Genomic DNA, 16,480 nt, shown 5'->3' with positions numbered 1-16,480 from the left:
GGCGCCCCCGGTCAGGATTTCTTCTTTTTCTTCTTCGGCTTCGAGGCGCTGCCGGACAGCAGCGCGCCGAGCTTCGAGCCGACCTTGAGAAGGCTCATCTGCGACGACCGCGGCAGTTGCGCGATATCGCTGTACCAGTCGTCGAGCATCTGCATCGTCTCGTAGGTCTCGGCGATGCGCGCCCGCACCTCGGGCGGCGTGTCATCCTGTTCGGCGCGCCCCTGGATCTCGCGCAGCGCGTTGAGCGTCGGCTCGTACTCGCGCTCTCGCCGGACCTCGATCACCGTCTGGATCAGGTCGAACATGTCGCCGATCGCGGTGAAATAGTCGCGCCGGTCCCCCAGTTGCCGGGTCGTCCGGACAAGGCGCCAGGCCTGCAACTCCTTGAGCCCCGTCGAGATGTTCGACCGGGCGAGGTTGAGCGTCGCGGCCAGTTCCTCGGCCGTGAGCGGATCGGGAGAGATGTGCAGCAGCGCGTGGATCTGGGCGACCGACCGGTTCAGCCCCCATTTCGAGCCCATTTCGCCCCAATGAAGGATGAAGTCCTGCATGGAAGGGGAGAGTTGCATCACGCGCTCCTCCTTTCTGACAATTCAGAAGTACCGAGTTACCGCGTAATAAGCAACGAATTGTGGTGAACGTATGTCAAAGGTTCACTTTTTTCCGATTTTCGGCTCTTCGCCTTTCAGCAGCCGTTCGATATTGCCGCGGTGGCGGATGAATATCAGCGTGGCGAGTGCCAGAAGCATCAGGACCGCGTGACCGAGGCCGAAGAGCGCGGCGAAGACGGGCGCCAGGCAGGCCGCGATCAGCGCCGAGAGCGACGAGAACCTCAGCGTCGCCGCGACGACGAGCCAGGTGGCGCAGGCGGCGAGGCCGAGGGGCCAGGCATAGGCCAGCAGCAGGCCGAGAAAGGTCGCCACGCCCTTGCCGCCCCGAAAGCCCAGCCAGACGGGAAAGCAGTGCCCCAGAAAGGCGGCGAGGCCGGCGATCTGCACGGCATCCTCGGCGGCCAGGGTCCGGGCGATCAGCACCGCCGCAGCCCCTTTGCCCCCGTCCAGGATCAGGGTCAGGGCGGCCGCCGTCCTGTTTCCCGTCCGCAGCACGTTGGTCGCGCCGATATTGCCCGACCCGATGCTGCGCAGGTCGCCCAGCCCGAAGACGCGCGACAGGATGACCCCGAAGGGCACCGAGCCGAGCAGGTAGCCTGCAAGGGCCCAGAGGGCGAGCATGCCGGGCGGTGTCGCGAGATCGGGGATCATGTCAGCTCTCCAAAGACCTGCCGTCCGCCGACCCAGGTGGCCCGGACGACACCCTGCATCCGGGCCTCGTCGAAGGGCGTGTTGCGGGACTTGGACAGCAGCTTGAACCGGTCGAGGGTGAAGGGCGCGTCCGGGTCGAACAGGACGAGGTCGCCCGGCGCGCCGACCGCCAGACGCCCCGAGGGCAGACCGAGCCGGTCCGACGGGTTGAGAGACAGGGCGCGCCAGAGCTGAGCGAGCGTCAGGTCGCCGGCATGAACCAGACGCATCGCGGCGGGAAGAAGGGTCTGCAACCCCACGGCGCCGCTGGCGGCGGCTTCGAAGGGCAGGCGCTTGCTCTCCTCGTCCTGCGGCGTGTGCATCGAGCAGATGACATCGATCAGGCCCGATGCGATGGCCGCGACGACCGCCTGGCGGTCGTCCTCGCTGCGCAGGGGCGGCTTGACCTTGAAGAAGGTGCGATAGTTCGAGACGTCGAATTCGTTCAGCGTCAAGTGATGGATCGACACGCCCGCGGTAATGTCCAGCCCGTTGGCCTTGGCCCGTTCCAGCGCGGGCAGGGCCCGGGCGGTGGTGATCTGGTCGACGTGATAGGCGACGCCGGTCATTTCCAGCAGCGCGATGTCGCGGTCCAGCCCCATGCGTTCGGCCATGGCCGATACCGAGGGCAGCCCCCGGAGCGAGGCGAATTTTCCCGAGGTGGCAGCGGCCCCGGCCGACAGCCCGGGCTCCTGCACGTGGCCGATGACCAGCGCCCCCCTCGACCGGGCATAGGTCAGCGCGCGGGTCAGCACCTTGGTGTCCGCGATGACCCTGTCGCCGTCGCTGAAGGCCACGGCGCCGGCATCCATCAGGAATCCGATCTCGGTCATCTCGTGGCCTGCGCGTCCCTTTGTCAGCGCGGCCATCGGCAGCACGCGGACCGGCGCGGCCTCTCGCGCGCGGCGGGCGACGAATTCCAGCGTCTCGGGGCTGTCGATGGCCGGCGTCGTGTCGGGGCGGGTCACGATGGTGGTCACCCCGCCGGCCGCCGCCGCGAGACCTGCGGAGCGGAAGCTTTCCTTGTGCCGTTCGCCCGGCTCGCAGACCTTCACGCCGATATCGACAATGCCCGGAGCCAGGCAGAGCCCGCCGCAGTCGATCCCCGGGCCCGATCCGTCGTGCAGGGCGGTGATGACGCCGTCCTCGACCGTGAGGCCGCCGGGACGTTCCTCGCCGGTCTCGGGGTCGATCAGTCGGGCATTCGTCAGGGCGAGGGTGGTCATGCCAGCAGTCCGAAGACCAGTCCGGCCAGGATCACCAGCCCCATGCCGATCAGCAGCCACAGCGACCACCGGTTCCGCTTGCCCCGGACCTCGGGCGTCGCGGCCGGCGCCGGTTCAGTCCGGCCCTCGGCGGTCGGGCTGCTCAGCTGCTCCATGGTCGAGGGGGCGGCGGTGAGGCGCCACGTGCCCACATGTGCCAGGGGAGGCTGCGGCTCAAGCGGCACATGCGCCCCGTCGAAGGCCGATCCCTTGACGATGACGACCGAACCGCTCACCGCGTCGATCCGAGCGCGATCCCGGGCGATGGCGGCCTCGTCGACGCCGATCCCCTCGATCAGGAAACCCGAGAGGCCGATGCCTTCGAGATCCTCGGCCACGGCGCCCTCGATCTGCGTCTCGTCCAGCGTCTCGACGCCGAGCGCCTCGCGCAGGGGCAGTCTGCCGGTGTCCGGGTCGGAGGTGACGAAGGTCCAGAGCTGGTCCTCGGGCAGGGCGACCGAGAACAGGTGCACGGTGTCGCGATCTCCGGACAAAAGCGTTTCGGTCATCGTCTCTCCTGACTGGCGGGGCCGTATCCTTGAATGGCCGGGGGTGTCGGGGCTGGGATCACGTCGCGCATATGCCGGTCTCCGGGACGCCGCCGGCCCGGCACCGGTTGATCCGCGTGGCAAGCCACGCGGGCCGGAGCAGCCCGGCGATCCGGTATTGCCGCGCCTCGCGATCCTCGACCGTCAGCGAATGCGCGCCGATCCGGCAGCGCGCCACCGCGTCCAGCGGCAGTTGCCGGCCCGTGCCGAGGATCAGACGCCGCGTGGTCAGGCAATAGCTCAGCTTGCGCCGCACCGTCGCCTGCGCCGCGAGCGCGGCGACGAGGGCGAGCGCCGAGGCGGGAACGAGGCTTTGCCGGATGTTCCAGCCGATGACCTGGGCGGTCAGCCATTCCGCGGCAAAGGCCACCGTCCCGGTCAGCAGCGCGACGGCCAGGAACAGGCCCAGCCCGGTCGGCCGCCGGGCCACGATGCGTTCGCCGGGGAAGAGCGACGGGCTCATGCCGCGGCCCTCCTGTCCCGCAGGTTGCGCGCCAGCAGGTCCATCGCGGCCATGCGCACGGCCACGCCCATCTCGACCTGCTCCTGGATGACCGAGCGGTTGATGTCGTCGGCCAGCGTGCCGTCGATCTCGACGCCGCGGTTCATCGGCCCGGGATGCATCACGATGGCGTCGGGGCTGGCATGGGACAGCTTGTCCGCATCGAGCCCGTAGAGGTGATGGTACTCGCGCTCCGAGGGGATGAAGCCACCGTCCATCCGTTCCTTCTGGAGGCGCAGCATCATGACGACATCCACGTCGCGCAGCCCCTCGGCCATGTCCTCGTAGACCTCGCAGCCCAGTTCGTTGATCCCGGCGGGCATCAGCGTGGGCGGGCCGACCAGCCGCAAGCGGTTCTCCATCTTGCCCAGAAGGATCAGGTTCGAACGCGCCACGCGGCTGTGCGCGATGTCGCCGCAGATGGCGATCGACAGGCGGTGCAGCCGGCCCTTCTTGCGCCGGATGGTCAACGCGTCGAGCAGCGCCTGGGTCGGGTGTTCATGCCGCCCGTCGCCGGCGTTCAGGACGGCACAGTTGACCTTCTGCGCCAGCAGGTCGACCGCGCCGGAATGCGGATGACGCACCACCAGCAGGTCGGGCTGCATGGCGTTCAGGGTCATCGCCGTGTCGATCAGCGTCTCGCCCTTTTTGATCGATGAGGCTGCGAGCCCCATGTTCATTACATCCGCGCCGAGCCGCTTGCCGGCCAGTTCGAAACTGGCCTGGGTGCGGGTCGAGTTCTCGAAGAACATGTTGATCTGCGTCAGCCCCCGCAGCGTTTCGACATGTTTGTCGGGGCTGCGCGACAGGGCGACGTAATCGTCCGCCAGGTCGAGGATGGAGGTGATTTCGTCCGGCGCGAGGGGTTCGATCCCCAAGAGGTGGTCCTGACGAAAGGTCATCTGGAGACTCCGCTTGTCGTGAGGCGGTTATAGGAACGTGTCCCGATGGCGGCAAGGGCGGCAGGGCAGTGCCGCCGTCCTGCGGGGAGGTGTCACCGGGCGGGGCGGGCTCAGCTCCGGAACACGCCCTCGTAGATCGGCTCCATAGTGCGGGTCTCGAAGAGCGACGAGACAGAGGTGCCGTTCCAGATGTTCAGGATCGCCTGTGCGAACAGGGGCGCCGTCGGCAGGACGCGGATCTGCGCGCAGTCCGTCACCATCTGCGGAGCGGCGATGGTGTCGGTGATCACCAGGTTCTTGAGAACCGAGGCGCCGATGCGTTCGATCGCCGGGCCGGACAGCACCCCGTGGGTCACATAGGCGTGGACCTCCTTCGCGCCGTATTCGATCAGCAGTTCCGCGGCCTTGCACAGGGTGCCGGCGGTGTCGCACATGTCGTCGATCATGATCGCGACCTTGTCCTTCACATCGCCGATCACGGTCATCTCGGCCACTTCGCCGGGCGTTTCGCGCCGCTTGTCGACGATCGAGAGCGGGGCGTTGATCCGCTTGGCCAGTTCGCGGGCACGGGCCACGCCGCCGACGTCCGGAGAGACCACCATGATCTCGTCCATCCGGTCCCTGAACTTCTCCTTGATGTCGAGGGCGAAGATCGGGCTGGCATAGAGGTTGTCCACGGGAATGTCGAAGAAGCCCTGGATCTGGGCCGCGTGCAGGTCCATCGTCAGCACCCGCGCGATGCCTGCCTCGACCAGCATGTTCGAGACGAGCTTGGCGGTGATGGGGGTGCGCGGCTTGGTGCGGCGGTCCTGCCGGGCATAGCCGAAATAGGGAATGACGGCGGTGACCCGCTGCGCCGACGACCGGCGGAGCGCGTCGGCCATGATCAGCAGCTCCATCAGGTTGTCGTTGGCCGGATTCGAGGTCGACTGGATGATGAACATGTCCTCGCCGCGGACGTTCTCGAACACCTCGACGAAGATTTCGCCGTCGTTGAACCGTTCGACGCGGGCATCCACGAGATCGAGGTGGACGCCGCGATGGATCGACATGCGCCGGGTGATCGCCGATGCGAGCGGCAGGTTGGCATTTCCGGCGATGAGCTTGGGTTCGACAACGTTTGGCATGGCAGATCCGGGGCGGTTGACAGGAGGGGAGAGTGACAGATTCGTGACGTTGAACCCCGCTTACCACCCCGCTAGGGTCTTGCCAAACCAGCGGGGAGGTGAAGGTGCCGCATATCGATTATTATTTCGTGACGATCTCGCCGTGGACCTATCTGGCGGGTCTGCGTCTCGAGGAGATCGCCGGGAAACACGGCGCGACGATCACCTACAAGCCTTGCGATATCAATCGCGTGTTCGCCTCGACCGGCGGGCTTCCACTGGCCGAGCGGCCAAAGGCACGGCGCGACTACCGGGTTCAGGAACTGCGGCGCTGGCGCGCGGCGCTCGGGATGGAACTCGTGCTCGAGCCGGCCTTCTTCCCGACCAATCCCGCGCCCTCGGGCTATGCGATCATCGCCGCCCAGGGGGCCGGCGGCGGCGACCTGGGCAAGCTCACGCATTCCATCCTGCGGGCCTGCTGGGCCGAGGAACGCGATGTCGCCGACGAGGCGGTCATCCGGTCGTGTCTGGAAGGGGCGGGCTTCGACCCGGGCCTGGCCAACAGCGGACTGCTGACCGGTGCCATGACCTACGAGGCCAATGCCGACGAGGCGATCAACGCGGGCGTCTTCGGCGCGCCGTTCTACATCGTCGACGGCAAGGAAATGTTCTGGGGGCAGGATCGCCTGGAGATGCTCGACCGGTATCTGTCGGGGGAACTTGCGTGACGACACGGACCTACGCGGGCCATGCCACGGCGCTGCGTCACTGGCCCGGCGGACCGGGGCGGGCGCTTCTGGTGCATTGTTCGCTGGCCCATTCCGGAGCCTGGAAGGGCGTGGCCGCCCATCTGGCCGAAACCCACGACTGCCGCGCCTTCGATCTGCCCGGCCACGGCCGCAGCGGCCCCTGGGACAGGCGCGGCGTCTATCAGGACACGGTCTGCGCCCAGATGCGCGAGATGATCGCGGAGTGGGAGGCGCCGGTCGATCTCATCGGGCATTCCTTCGGCGCGACGGCCGCGCTCCGGGTCGCCGCCACCGCGCCCGAACTGGTGCGGCGGCTCGTCCTGATCGAACCTGTCTTCTTCACCGTCGCCTACCAGGCCGACCCCGCCTTCCGGGAGGCGCAGATGCAGGAGACGTCCGAGGTCGAGGAGGGATTCCGGACCGGGGACTACCGCCGGGCGGCGATCGCCTTTCTGAGCGACTGGGGTGGCGGCCAGCCGTGGGAGAGCCTGACCGCCGAGCAGCAGGAGGGGTTCACCGAACAGATGAAGCTGGTCGAGGCGGTCTTCGTGACGAACAACGGCGATCCGGACGGGATGCTCGCCGGGGGGCTGGTCGCGCGGCTGCAGGCGCCGACACTGCTGATTGACGGCGGCGCCAGCCCGGAGGCGAGCCACCGGATCGTGGCGGCGCTCGATGCGCTGATCCCCGATACGCACCTCGTGACCGTGCCGGGGGCGGGCCACATGGTGCCCATCACCCATGCCGATACGGTCGGCCCGCTGGTGACGGATTTCCTGACATAGTCGCCGGCGGCGGGGTCATCCTCGGGCGCGACCCCGGGGTCTCCCGCCATCAGCGGTGCGGCGGCTGGCCGGAGATCCTCGGCGCGCGCCCGGGAAATGACGCGGCCTTGGTGGGGGGGCGGCCGGTCCGCTCAGTCGCGGACGAGGTCCAGGAACCGGTCGATCTCGGTTTCGGGGAGAGACCAGTCGCTGACCAGACGGATGGTGAGCGGTGTGTCGGGATCCTCGCCCTCAACATCGCCGTCCCAGACGTTGAAGGCCGCGCCGGCCTCAAGAAGCCTGCGGACCGTTGCGCGGGGCAGGTCGGCGAAGGCGATGTTTGCCACCGGCTCGTAGCGCAGGCGCACCGTGTTCCGCTCCCTCAGCCCCGCCACGAGCCGGGCCATGTTGGCATTGGCGCGGCGGGCGCTCTGGCGCCAGAGGTCGTCGCGCAGGTAGGCGGCCATCTGCGCCGACAGGTAGCGGTGCTTTGAGAACAGATGCGCGCCGCGCTTGCGCCGGAGCTCGAATTCCCAGGCTTTCGCCGGATCGAAGAGAATGACCGCCTCGACCCCCATGCAGCCGTTCTTGGTGCCGCCGAACGAGAGGACGTCGATCCCGGCGCGCCAGGTCATCTCGGCCGGCGTGCAGTCCAGCGCGACCAGCGCATTGGCGAAGCGGGCCCCGTCCATCTGGACGGGCAGGTCATGGTCGCGCGCCACGGCGGACAAGGCGGCGAGTTCGTCGAGATCGTAGATCTGGCCCTTTTCCGTCGCCTGCGTGAGCGAGACGGGGCCACGCTGCGGGCCATGCACCCCGCGCGACCCTTCGGCGGCGATGGTCGCGTGCAGGACCTCGGGCGTGATCTTGTCCTCGGTTCCCACAAGGGTGAGCTTGGCGCCGCCGGTGTAGAACTCGGGCGCATTGCACTCGTCCTCGTGGATATGCGCATTGGGCGAGCAGAAGACGGTGTGCGTGGGCGGCGCGATACAGGCGAGCCCGAGGCAGTTCGCCGCGGTGCCCGTCGCGACGAGGTAGACGGCCGCCTCGGGCGCCTCGAAGATCTCGCGCAGACGGGTGCGGACCTCATCCATCAGGGGATCGTTGCCGTAGGGCGTGGCATACCCGTCGTTGGCCCGGGCCAGCGCGTCCATGATCTGCGGATGCACGGGGCCGGTGTTGTCGGAGGCGAAAAACATCAGAGCGGCTCCTCGATGATATGGTCTTCCCAGTCGTCGTCGGCGACGTCGTACTCGGAACGGGTCATCCCGCGCACCGACACCCCCGCCCGGTGCACGGTCTCGGCCGTGCCCGAAATCAGCGGGTGCCAGTTATAGAGCGGACGGCCCTCGTGGATCAGGCGATAGGCGCAGGTCTGCGGCAGCCAGTACATGTGCTGGTGGATGGTCGCAGGATCGAGGGTGATGCATTCCGGGACGTACCGGTGCCGTGTCGGGTATTTGGCACAGCGACAGGTCGCGTCGTCCAGCAGCCGGCAGGCGACGCGGGTCAGGGCGACCTCGCCGGTGTCCTCGTCCTCCAGCTTGTTCAGGCAGCACTTGCCGCAGCCGTCGCAGAGCGCCTCCCATTCGCGGTCGGTCATCTTCCCGGGCGGCGTCGTCTCCCAGTAGCGGGGGGGCAGGCCGGTTCTGTCGATCGGATCGTCGGTCATTGCGCCGCCAGGATCGCGCGGGCCCGGTCGCAATCCGCCTCCATTTGCCGGATCAGGCCGTCCAGCGAATCGAATTTCGCCTCGGGCCGCAGGTATTCGACAAGCCCGACCGAGACGGTCTCGCCATAAAGATCGCCCTGGAAATCGAACAGGTAGGTTTCGAGGTTCGGCGTCTCGCCCCCGAATTGCGGCCGCATGCCGAGAGAGGCGGCGCCGCGATAGGTGCCCCGGTGCGGTCCGGTCAGCACATCGACCAGCACCGCATAGACGCCGAACCGGGGACGATGCAGGCCGGCGATCGACATGTTGGCGGTCGGATAGCCCAGGTCGCGGCCGCGCTGATCGCCCCGGATGACGGGACCCTCGATCCGGTGCCAGTGGCCCAGCATCGCGGCGGCGTCGCGGGGGCGGCCCTCGGCCAGCGCGTCGCGAATGGCGGTCGATGACACCTCTTCGGTGCCTTCCGCGACCAGATCCGCCACGGTGACGCCGAAGCCGAGTTCCTGGCCGAAGGCGCGCAGTGTCTCGGTGGTGCCTGCGCGTTTCGCGCCGAAGTGAAAATCGGCGCCGACCACGACATGGCGCACGCCGAGCCCTTCCACCAGGACGCGCCGGACGAAGGCTTCGGGCGTCAGGCCGGCGAGGGCCGGGTTGAAGTTCAGCTCGTAGAGAATTTCGACCCCGATCTTCTCGAGCCGGTGCGCCCGGGCGGCCGGCCCGGTGAGGCGGAACGGCGGGGCGTCAGGCGCGAAGAGCTGGCGCGGGTGCGGTTCGAACGTCATCACGCCAAGCGGCGCGTGCAGCCGCCGGGCCTCGGCCCGGGCGAGGTCGATGACCGCACGGTGGCCGATGTGGACACCGTCGAAATTGCCGATGGCGACGGCGGCGCCCCGGTCGCCGGGCGTGGTGAACTGATAGTCGCGCACGATCTTCATGGCGCAGGGGTATCCCCGGCCAAACCGGGGCGCAAGGGCGGTTGCGCGCGGCGCGGCGGCGCGTCAGTCGAACTTGCGCGAGGGGGCGAGCACGGTCGCCTCGCCGACCAGGACCCGCTTGCCGTCGACCTTGCAGCGACAGTCGAGCTGCACCCGGCGCTTGGCATGGTCGATGCCGATCACCTCGACCTCGGCCAGTACCGTGTCGCCGGGCCGGACGGGGGCGAGAAACTTGAGCGTCTGGCCCATGTACACCGTGCCGTGGCCGGGAAGCTGTTCGCCGATCACCGCCGAGATCAGCCCGGCGGTCAGCATCCCGTGCGCGATCCGGCCCTCGAAGATGGTGTCCTGCGCGTAGGCCTCGTCGAGATGCACGGGGTTCCGATCGGTCGAGACCTGGGCGAACATCTCGATATCCTCGTCGGTCACCGTTTTGCGAAGATGGCGCACCATGCCCATCTCGATGTCCTCGATGCAGATCGTTCCGCGGGGGAAATTGTCCAACATGCTCTCCACCTTCCGGTCGGAGGGTAACAAAAGATTGCCGTCACCCCTTTCACGGTAACTTTATTACTTTGCTCGCGCAGAAAATCAAGGGGTGAATCGGCTCAGCGCAGGAAGCCGATCGCATAGGCCGGGGCCGATTTTTCCGATGCGAGATAGGCGGTTAGCGCCGCCTGCTCCGGTTGCTCAACAGTCTTTGTCTCGGCTGCGGCCAATCCACCGGTGATGAAAAGACAGTCGATGTCCTCGCCCATGGCCCCCAGCACGTCGGTGGCGATTCCATCGCCGATGGCCAGGATGCCCGCCGGATCGACCGTCTTGCCGAGCGAAGCGAGCCGCCTGCGGGCGAGGTCGTAGATCGGCGGATGGGGCTTGCCGAAATAAAGGCTCTCGCCGCCCATTTCGGTATACAGCTGCGCGACCGCCCCGGCGCACCATTCGCGCCGGTCGCCGCGGTCGACGACGATGTCCGGATTGGCGCAGAGCAGCTTGAGGCCCCGCGTCTTGGCGACCAGCAGCTGCGGCCGCAACTCGGCCGGGTCGGCCAAAGGATCGAAGGGGCTGGTGCAGACGATGCCCTCGGCCTCTTCCGCCGGGACGGTCTCGATGTGGATCGGGTGGTCCTGGATCCGGAGGGGGTGCAGGAAGACATCCTTTTCCTCGGGCAGGCCGATGAAGTACACCCTGTGGCCGACCGCCCCGTCGAAGGCCGCGGCCCGGGCGGCGTCGCCCGAGGTCGCGATCGTGTCCCAGGCCTCGTCGGGCACGCCGAACCCCTTCAGCTGGACCTCGAGCGCGGCGCGCGTGCGCGGCGAATTCGTCACCAGCACCACCGTGCCGCCCCCTTTGCGATAACGGATCAGCGCGTCGCAGGCGGCGGGAAAGGCGGTGACGCCGTTGTGGACGCAGCCCCAGAGGTCGACGAAAAGCGCGTCGTAACGGTCCGAGATCTCGGCGAGGGAAGAGACGATTTGGGTCATGGGGGCTCCGGGGCTTGGGGTCACGGAGACTTCTTGCCTCAAAGCCGGGCCGGGATGAAGGGCGGATCCGCCGCAGAGGGGCAGGGGGGCGCCGGTGCGCCGGCGCGGGGCGCCCCGTCGGGGCGGCGCCAACCGACGCCGCGCCCCTGTGCTCCCGGGGGAGAGGCGGTTTCAGACCGCCAGGTTCGGGATGATCTGCTTCTTGCGCGACATGATGCCGGGCAGGACGACCGTGTCGCCCGGAACCGAGGCGCCAAAGCTCTTTTCCGCCACGCCCTTGATCAGGTCGTTCGGGACCAGCAGTGTGGCTTCCTCGTTCAGGATGTCCACGACGAAAAGCAGGACCTCGTCCACGCCGTCCTCGCTGGCGACGTCGGACATCGAGGCCATCAAACTGTCCTTGCGGTCCAGCACCATCTGCGGCGCGGTGGTTTCCAGAACCGATACGCGGAACTTGGTGCCGCCGACCTCGTATTCCTTGCTGTCCATCCGGATCAGCTCGGCGTCGGAAAAGGCCGACACGTCCGACTTGGCCTCGAACATTTCCGAGGCATAGGCGGACAAGTCGATGCCGAGCTCCTTGGCCAGCGTCTCGGCCAGCTCACGATCCTGGTCGGTCGTGGTGGGCGAGCGGAACTCCAGCGTGTCCGACAGGATGCAGGACAGCATCGCCCCCTTGATCCTGTCAGGCATCTTGTCCGCGTTCGGCCCCATCAGGTTGTGCATGATGGTAGCCGTACAGGCGAGCGGCTTGATCGTGATGTCGATCGGCGCCTTGGTCTCGAGGCCGCCGGTCAGCTTGTGGTGGTCGATGATCTGGACGATGTCGGCATCGTTGATGTTCTCCGGCAATTCGGCCGGGTTGTTGGTATCGACGATGACGACCTTTTCGCCCGCTGCCAAGCCCGAGATGATCTCGGGTTTCTCGAAGCCCCATTTCTCGATGACGAAGGCGGCTTCGGTATTGGGCTCGCCGAGGAGGGCGGGCGTCGCGGGGGTGCCGCGAACCTCGGACAGATACCAGGCCCAGATGATGGGCGAGCCGGTGGAATCGGTGTCGGGTGATTTGTGGCCGAAAACCTTGATCGTCATGTGTGTCGTCCTGTCAGGGCTGAATTTCGGCGCCCTTATAGGCGGGGTTCCGCGCCTTGTCACCCGTGGCCTGCCGCCCGCGGCACAAGGCACGGCAGCAGGTGGCGACGCTGATGAATGCGGGGGGCGAAAGGTTCTGTGTCTCGCCTGCTTCGGTTCCTGACTATTCGTTCTGCATTTCGATCCGCGCCTCTCAACTGGCTGAGTTCGCAGATATTTTCACTTAAGTTGCAATTTGCAAGTTAGAGAAAGACATGATACTTGCAGAATGAAAGTCATACTTATGTGGGGAGGGATGGCGTGCCGAAGCATGGGTCGGAGACATGGTGCGGATGCCCGATCCGCTACGGGGCGACCGTGCTTGGCGATGCCTGGGCGCTGCTGATCCTGCGCGATCTTGTCTTCAAGGGAGCACGGCACTTTGGCGATTTTGTGGCGGCGGACGAGGGCATCTCGACCAACATCCTGTCCGACCGGCTTAGGATGCTGGACCGCGAGGGGATCGTCACCCGCGAGGCCGACCCGGACCGGGCGGTGCGCGTGATCTACCGCCTCACGCCGAAGGGACGGGCGCTCGTGCCGGTGTTGCTGGCCATCGTGAACTGGTCGGAGACATGGGATGTCAGGACCGAGGTGCCGGGCCCGTTCATCGAGGCCTATCGCGCCGACCCCGAGGGCTTTTCCGAGTCGCTGATCGCCGAACTCGAGGCCGGCGATGCCGCCGACTGACCGCTTGCCCGGTGCGGGGAATGGCGCCAGACTCCGGCGTATGAGCAAGCTGCGCGAGACCGACCTCTATCCGCCCGTGCGGGATTTCCTGATCGGCCAGGGCTACGACGTGAAATCCGAGGTGTCCGGGGCCGACGTCGTGGCCATGCGCGATGACGATCCCGACCCGGTGATCGTCGAGCTCAAGACCGGCATGAACCTGACGCTGGTCCAGCAGGGCGTCGCGCGGCAGGCGCTGACCGACTGGGTCTATCTTGCGGTCCCGGCCATGCGCGGCCGCAAGACGATGACCGCCCATGTCTCGCTGTGCCGCAGGCTCGGGCTGGGGCTGATGACGGTCCGGCCGCGCGACGGCTATGTCGAGGTGCATGTCGATCCCGGACCCTACACGCCTCGGCAATCCAAACCGCGACGCGGTCGGCTGCTGCGCGAGTTCCAGCGCCGTGTCGGCGATCCGAATTCGGGCGGTTCGGTCGGGGTCAAGCTGGTCACGGCCTACCGCCAGGATGCCCTGCGCTGTGCGGCCTACCTCGCGCAGCACGGCCCCGCGCGGGGGGCGGTGATCGCCAAGGCGCAGGAGGTGCCGCGCGCCACGGTGATCATGCGCGACGATCATTACGGCTGGTTCGAGCGGGTCGAGCGCGGGGTCTACGGGCTCACTCCGACAGGCCGCGCGGCGCTGGACGAATTCGGGGGCGTGCCGCCGGCCACCGCCCGCGCGGCCGAGTGAGCGCCGGACGGGCGTGGAAGCCGGCTCAGGCGTGCAGGGGGCTCTGTTGATGCTGGACGATGCGCCATCCCTCCGCCGTGTGCTGCCAGGTCGAGCTGCACAGGGCATCGTAGGGGGCATCGCCATCGCGCAGCGCATGGGCCCGATAGGCGAGGACGGTCAGGCCGTTCGTCTCGATCACCCGCTTGCCGACGAAATCCACCTCGCTCCAGCGCGGCGCATCGGCGATGGCGTCGAGGATCTCCTCGCCCTGGAGGATGCCCATGCCGGGGAAGGCCATCAGGCACGACGCCCCCAGTCTGCGGCGGTAGGCATCGGTGCCGCCGGTCCATAGCAATTTCTCGGTTTCCCAGATATCAGGCTCGGGCATGACGAACTCCTTGCGGGCGGCAGATCGGTCCTGACGAAGGAAGCGCTGGCACCCGGGAAATGTTCCGGCTAGGGGGCCAAGATTCTGCGCGCGGGCTTCTTGACAGGCACGGGCCGCCTCCTTAACTACCCCGCGTTAGCACTCGCGTGGTGTGAGTGATAACGGCCGCGAATCCGTCGAGACCGAGGGTTCCGGCCAGGGAGAAACTTTGAGCCAAGGAGACTCAGAGATGGCATTCAAACCGCTTCATGACCGGGTTCTGGTCAAGCGCGTCGAGAGCGAAGAGAAAACCGCGGGCGGGCTGATCATTCCCGACAGCGCCAAGGAAAAGCCGGCGGAAGGTGAAGTCGTGGCCGTGGGCGAGGGCGCCCGCAAGGACAACGGCGAACTGATCGAGATGGCCGTGAAAGCCGGCGACAAGGTTCTGTTCGGCAAGTGGTCCGGCACCGAAGTCACGATCGACGGTCAGGAACTCCTGATCATGAAAGAGAGCGACATCCTCGGGATCATCACCGACGGCGCGGCGGCGAAAGCTGCCTGAACGCCGGTCGTGATCGCCAACGAAGACTTTCAAGGAGAGTAAGCGATGTCTGCAAAAGACGTTAAGTTCAACACCGACGCCCGCAACAAGATGCTGAAGGGCGTCAACGTCCTCGCCGATGCGGTCAAGGTGACCCTCGGCCCGAAAGGCCGCAACGTGGTTCTGGAGAAATCCTTCGGTTCCCCGCGCATCACCAAGGACGGTGTTTCGGTCGCCAAGGAAATCGAACTGGAAGACAAGTTCGAGAACATGGGCGCCCAGATGGTGAAGGAAGTCGCTTCCCGCACCAACGACGAAGCCGGCGACGGCACCACCACCGCGACGGTTCTGGCCCAGGCCATCGTCAAGGAAGGCATGAAGGCGGTTGCCGCCGGCATGAACCCGATGGACCTCAAGCGCGGCATCGATCTCGCGACCTCGAAGGTCGTCGAGGCCATCAAGTCGGCCGCCCGTGACGTCACCGACAGCGACGAAGTCGCCCAGGTCGGCACGATCTCGGCCAACGGCGAAGCCTCGATCGGCCGCATGATCGCGGACGCGATGCAGAAGGTCGGCAACGAGGGTGTCATCACTGTCGAAGAGAACAAGGGCATGGAGACCGAAGTGGATGTCGTCGAAGGCATGCAGTTCGACCGTGGCTACCTGTCGCCCTACTTCGTGACCAACCCGGACAAGATGCTGACCGAGCTCGAGGATTGCATGATCCTCCTGCACGAGAAGAAGCTGTCCTCGCTCCAGCCGCTGGTTCCGCTGCTCGAGTCGGTCATCCAGTCGCAGAAACCGCTGCTGATCATCGCCGAAGACGTCGAGGGCGAAGCCTTGGCGACCCTCGTGGTGAACAAGCTGCGCGGCGGCCTCAAGATCGCAGCCGTCAAGGCACCGGGCTTCGGCGACCGCCGCAAGGCCATGCTGCAGGACATCGCGATCCTGACCGGCGGTCAGGTGATCTCGGAAGATCTGGGCATGAAGCTCGAGAACGTCACCATGGACATGCTCGGCACGGCCAAGAAGGTCTCCATCACCAAGGACGAGACCACCATCGTCGACGGCAATGGCGACAAGGCCGAGATCGAGGCCCGCGTTTCCCAGATCAACACCCAGATCCAGGAAACCACCTCGGACTACGACCGTGAGAAGCTTCAGGAACGTGTTGCCAAGCTGGCCGGCGGCGTTGCCGTCATCCGCGTCGGCGGCATGACCGAAACCGAGGTGAAAGAGCGCAAGGACCGCGTCGACGACGCTCTGAACGCCACCCGCGCAGCCGTGCAGGAAGGCGTGATCGTCGGCGGCGGTGTCGCCCTTGTCCAGGGTGGCAAGGCCCTCGAGGGTCTGACGGGTGCGAACCCCGATCAGGAAGCGGGTATCGCCATCGTGCGCCGCGCCCTGGAAGCGCCGCTGCGTCAGATCGCCGAGAACGCGGGCGTCGACGGTGCGGTCGTGGCCGGCAAGGTCCGCGAGAGCGACGACGTCAAGTACGGCTTCAACGCCCAGACCGAAGAATATGGCGACATGTTCAAGTTCGGCGTCATCGACCCGGCCAAGGTCGTCCGGACCGCTCTGGAAGACGCGGCCTCGATCTCCGGCCTGCTGATCACCACCGAAGCGATGGTGGCCGACAAGCCGCAGAAGGAAGGCGCAGGCGCCGCTGCCGGCGGCATGCCCGACATGGGCGGCATGGGCGGCATGATGTAATCTGCCGTTCCCGCCAAGGGACAGGGAAAGGGCGCCTCCGGGCGCCCTTTTTCTTTTGCGTGGCCTTGGGGCGGGACCGCGCTAGTCTATCCGGTATT

20 protein-coding genes are annotated in these 16,480 nt (G+C 66.9%); 6 read left to right on the top strand and 14 right to left on the bottom strand.

Translation table 11 applies throughout. The features are described 5' to 3' along the window. Positions 1–11: 11 nt before the first annotated feature. The 7 genes from OB2597_RS11530 to OB2597_RS11500 form a co-directional block, all read right to left on the bottom strand. Positions 12–569, bottom strand: coding sequence for a GbsR/MarR family transcriptional regulator (locus OB2597_RS11530; protein ID WP_040609283.1), 558 nt, complete (start codon positions 567–569; stop codon positions 12–14). An 84-nt stretch (positions 570–653) separates the two neighbouring features. Then, positions 654–1,262: a glycerol-3-phosphate 1-O-acyltransferase PlsY gene (gene plsY, locus OB2597_RS11525; RefSeq protein ID WP_009805743.1), complete on the bottom strand. Its 609-nt coding sequence runs from the start codon at positions 1,260–1,262 to the stop codon at positions 654–656. Then, positions 1,259–2,527, bottom strand: a complete 1,269-nt coding sequence (gene pyrC, locus OB2597_RS11520; protein ID WP_009805742.1) for a dihydroorotase — start codon at positions 2,525–2,527, stop codon at positions 1,259–1,261. Before pyrC ends, plsY begins: the two co-directional genes overlap by 4 nt. Further along, on the bottom strand, positions 2,524–3,075 hold the full coding sequence (locus tag OB2597_RS20965; RefSeq protein ID WP_009805741.1) for a hypothetical protein: 552 nt from the start codon (positions 3,073–3,075) through the stop codon (positions 2,524–2,526). The genes pyrC and OB2597_RS20965 overlap by 4 nt, the downstream gene beginning before the upstream one ends. Positions 3,076–3,133: 58 nt before the next feature. Then, complete coding sequence (locus OB2597_RS11510) at positions 3,134–3,577, bottom strand: hypothetical protein (RefSeq protein ID WP_009805740.1); 444 nt, start codon at positions 3,575–3,577, stop codon at positions 3,134–3,136. Continuing rightward, a complete protein-coding gene (locus tag OB2597_RS11505) occupies positions 3,574–4,518 on the bottom strand; it encodes an aspartate carbamoyltransferase catalytic subunit (protein ID WP_009805739.1) in 945 nt (314 codons plus the stop codon). Before OB2597_RS11505 ends, OB2597_RS11510 begins: the two co-directional genes overlap by 4 nt. Positions 4,519–4,628: 110 nt before the next feature. Beyond that, positions 4,629–5,645 carry a ribose-phosphate pyrophosphokinase gene (locus OB2597_RS11500; RefSeq protein WP_009805738.1) on the bottom strand — a complete coding sequence of 339 codons (1,017 nt, stop codon included), beginning with the start codon at positions 5,643–5,645 and terminating at the stop codon, positions 4,629–4,631. A gap of 104 nt (positions 5,646–5,749) precedes the next feature. Between OB2597_RS11500 and OB2597_RS11495 the strand changes: the two genes are divergently transcribed. Further along, positions 5,750–6,352, top strand: a complete 603-nt coding sequence (locus OB2597_RS11495; protein ID WP_040609721.1) for a 2-hydroxychromene-2-carboxylate isomerase — start codon at positions 5,750–5,752, stop codon at positions 6,350–6,352. After that, the gene (locus tag OB2597_RS11490; RefSeq protein WP_009805736.1) at positions 6,349–7,158 is read left to right on the top strand and encodes an alpha/beta fold hydrolase; all 810 of its coding nucleotides are present in this window, start codon (positions 6,349–6,351) and stop codon (positions 7,156–7,158) included. Before OB2597_RS11495 ends, OB2597_RS11490 begins: the two co-directional genes overlap by 4 nt. A gap of 131 nt (positions 7,159–7,289) precedes the next feature. Here the strand turns inward: OB2597_RS11490 and OB2597_RS11485 are convergent, their stop codons facing one another. The 6 genes from OB2597_RS11485 to OB2597_RS11460 all read right to left on the bottom strand — a co-directional run bounded on the left by OB2597_RS11485 (position 7,290) and on the right by OB2597_RS11460 (position 12,320). Then, a complete protein-coding gene (locus OB2597_RS11485) occupies positions 7,290–8,336 on the bottom strand; it encodes a threonine aldolase family protein (protein ID WP_009805735.1) in 1,047 nt (348 codons plus the stop codon). Next, on the bottom strand, positions 8,336–8,809 hold the full coding sequence (locus OB2597_RS11480; RefSeq protein WP_009805734.1) for a YcgN family cysteine cluster protein: 474 nt from the start codon (positions 8,807–8,809) through the stop codon (positions 8,336–8,338). Before OB2597_RS11480 ends, OB2597_RS11485 begins: the two co-directional genes overlap by 1 nt. Continuing rightward, positions 8,806–9,744, bottom strand: coding sequence for a bifunctional riboflavin kinase/FAD synthetase (locus OB2597_RS11475; protein ID WP_009805733.1), 939 nt, complete (start codon positions 9,742–9,744; stop codon positions 8,806–8,808). Before OB2597_RS11475 ends, OB2597_RS11480 begins: the two co-directional genes overlap by 4 nt. 63 nt (positions 9,745–9,807) lie before the next feature. Next, positions 9,808–10,251: a MaoC family dehydratase gene (locus OB2597_RS11470; RefSeq protein WP_009805732.1), complete on the bottom strand. Its 444-nt coding sequence runs from the start codon at positions 10,249–10,251 to the stop codon at positions 9,808–9,810. Positions 10,252–10,352: 101 nt separating this feature from the next. Beyond that, positions 10,353–11,228, bottom strand: a complete 876-nt coding sequence (locus OB2597_RS11465; protein ID WP_009805731.1) for a TIGR01459 family HAD-type hydrolase — start codon at positions 11,226–11,228, stop codon at positions 10,353–10,355. Positions 11,229–11,399: 171 nt separating this feature from the next. Further along, positions 11,400–12,320 carry a manganese-dependent inorganic pyrophosphatase gene (locus OB2597_RS11460; RefSeq protein ID WP_009805730.1) on the bottom strand — a complete coding sequence of 307 codons (921 nt, stop codon included), beginning with the start codon at positions 12,318–12,320 and terminating at the stop codon, positions 11,400–11,402. A gap of 300 nt (positions 12,321–12,620) precedes the next feature. Here OB2597_RS11460 and OB2597_RS11455 point away from each other — a divergent pair, with 300 nt between their 5' ends. Further along, the gene (locus OB2597_RS11455) at positions 12,621–13,049 is read left to right on the top strand and encodes a winged helix-turn-helix transcriptional regulator (RefSeq protein WP_009805729.1); all 429 of its coding nucleotides are present in this window, start codon (positions 12,621–12,623) and stop codon (positions 13,047–13,049) included. Between the two features lie 40 nt (positions 13,050–13,089). Next, positions 13,090–13,779, top strand: coding sequence for a DUF2161 domain-containing phosphodiesterase (locus tag OB2597_RS11450; RefSeq protein ID WP_009805728.1), 690 nt, complete (start codon positions 13,090–13,092; stop codon positions 13,777–13,779). A gap of 25 nt (positions 13,780–13,804) precedes the next feature. Here OB2597_RS11450 and OB2597_RS11445 read toward each other — a convergent pair whose 3' ends face one another. Next, positions 13,805–14,149, bottom strand: a complete 345-nt coding sequence (locus OB2597_RS11445; RefSeq protein ID WP_009805727.1) for a nuclear transport factor 2 family protein — start codon at positions 14,147–14,149, stop codon at positions 13,805–13,807. A 229-nt stretch (positions 14,150–14,378) separates the two neighbouring features. On the opposite strand from OB2597_RS11445, the gene groES reads away from it, so the two are divergent. Both groES and groL read left to right on the top strand, forming a co-directional pair. Further along, complete coding sequence (gene groES / locus OB2597_RS11440) at positions 14,379–14,690, top strand: co-chaperone GroES (RefSeq protein ID WP_009805726.1); 312 nt, start codon at positions 14,379–14,381, stop codon at positions 14,688–14,690. A gap of 45 nt (positions 14,691–14,735) precedes the next feature. After that, positions 14,736–16,382 carry a chaperonin GroEL gene (gene groL / locus OB2597_RS11435; protein WP_009805725.1) on the top strand — a complete coding sequence of 549 codons (1,647 nt, stop codon included), beginning with the start codon at positions 14,736–14,738 and terminating at the stop codon, positions 16,380–16,382. Positions 16,383–16,480 lie beyond the last annotated feature (98 nt).

Source organism: Pseudooceanicola batsensis HTCC2597 (genome assembly GCF_000152725.1).
GTDB lineage: Bacteria > Pseudomonadota > Alphaproteobacteria > Rhodobacterales > Rhodobacteraceae > Pseudooceanicola > Pseudooceanicola batsensis.
The sequence above is the reverse complement of the archived record's forward strand: the minus strand, read 5'-3'. Positions and strand labels throughout refer to the sequence as shown.

Coding starts and splice junctions, on each gene's coding strand:
- OB2597_RS11530 (WP_040609283.1), bottom strand. CDS start 569: ATGCAACTCTCCCCTTCCATGCAGGACTTCATCCTTCATTGGGGCGAA.
- plsY (WP_009805743.1), bottom strand. CDS start 1,262: ATGATCCCCGATCTCGCGACACCGCCCGGCATGCTCGCCCTCTGGGCC.
- pyrC (WP_009805742.1), bottom strand. CDS start 2,527: ATGACCACCCTCGCCCTGACGAATGCCCGACTGATCGACCCCGAGACC.
- OB2597_RS20965 (WP_009805741.1), bottom strand. CDS start 3,075: ATGACCGAAACGCTTTTGTCCGGAGATCGCGACACCGTGCACCTGTTC.
- OB2597_RS11510 (WP_009805740.1), bottom strand. CDS start 3,577: ATGAGCCCGTCGCTCTTCCCCGGCGAACGCATCGTGGCCCGGCGGCCG.
- OB2597_RS11505 (WP_009805739.1), bottom strand. CDS start 4,518: ATGACCTTTCGTCAGGACCACCTCTTGGGGATCGAACCCCTCGCGCCG.
- OB2597_RS11500 (WP_009805738.1), bottom strand. CDS start 5,645: ATGCCAAACGTTGTCGAACCCAAGCTCATCGCCGGAAATGCCAACCTG.
- OB2597_RS11485 (WP_009805735.1), bottom strand. CDS start 8,336: ATGTTTTTCGCCTCCGACAACACCGGCCCCGTGCATCCGCAGATCATG.
- OB2597_RS11480 (WP_009805734.1), bottom strand. CDS start 8,809: ATGACCGACGATCCGATCGACAGAACCGGCCTGCCCCCCCGCTACTGG.
- OB2597_RS11475 (WP_009805733.1), bottom strand. CDS start 9,744: ATGAAGATCGTGCGCGACTATCAGTTCACCACGCCCGGCGACCGGGGC.
- OB2597_RS11470 (WP_009805732.1), bottom strand. CDS start 10,251: ATGTTGGACAATTTCCCCCGCGGAACGATCTGCATCGAGGACATCGAG.
- OB2597_RS11465 (WP_009805731.1), bottom strand. CDS start 11,228: ATGACCCAAATCGTCTCTTCCCTCGCCGAGATCTCGGACCGTTACGAC.
- OB2597_RS11460 (WP_009805730.1), bottom strand. CDS start 12,320: ATGACGATCAAGGTTTTCGGCCACAAATCACCCGACACCGATTCCACC.
- OB2597_RS11450 (WP_009805728.1), top strand. CDS start 13,090: ATGAGCAAGCTGCGCGAGACCGACCTCTATCCGCCCGTGCGGGATTTC.
- OB2597_RS11445 (WP_009805727.1), bottom strand. CDS start 14,149: ATGCCCGAGCCTGATATCTGGGAAACCGAGAAATTGCTATGGACCGGC.
- groES (WP_009805726.1), top strand. CDS start 14,379: ATGGCATTCAAACCGCTTCATGACCGGGTTCTGGTCAAGCGCGTCGAG.
- groL (WP_009805725.1), top strand. CDS start 14,736: ATGTCTGCAAAAGACGTTAAGTTCAACACCGACGCCCGCAACAAGATG.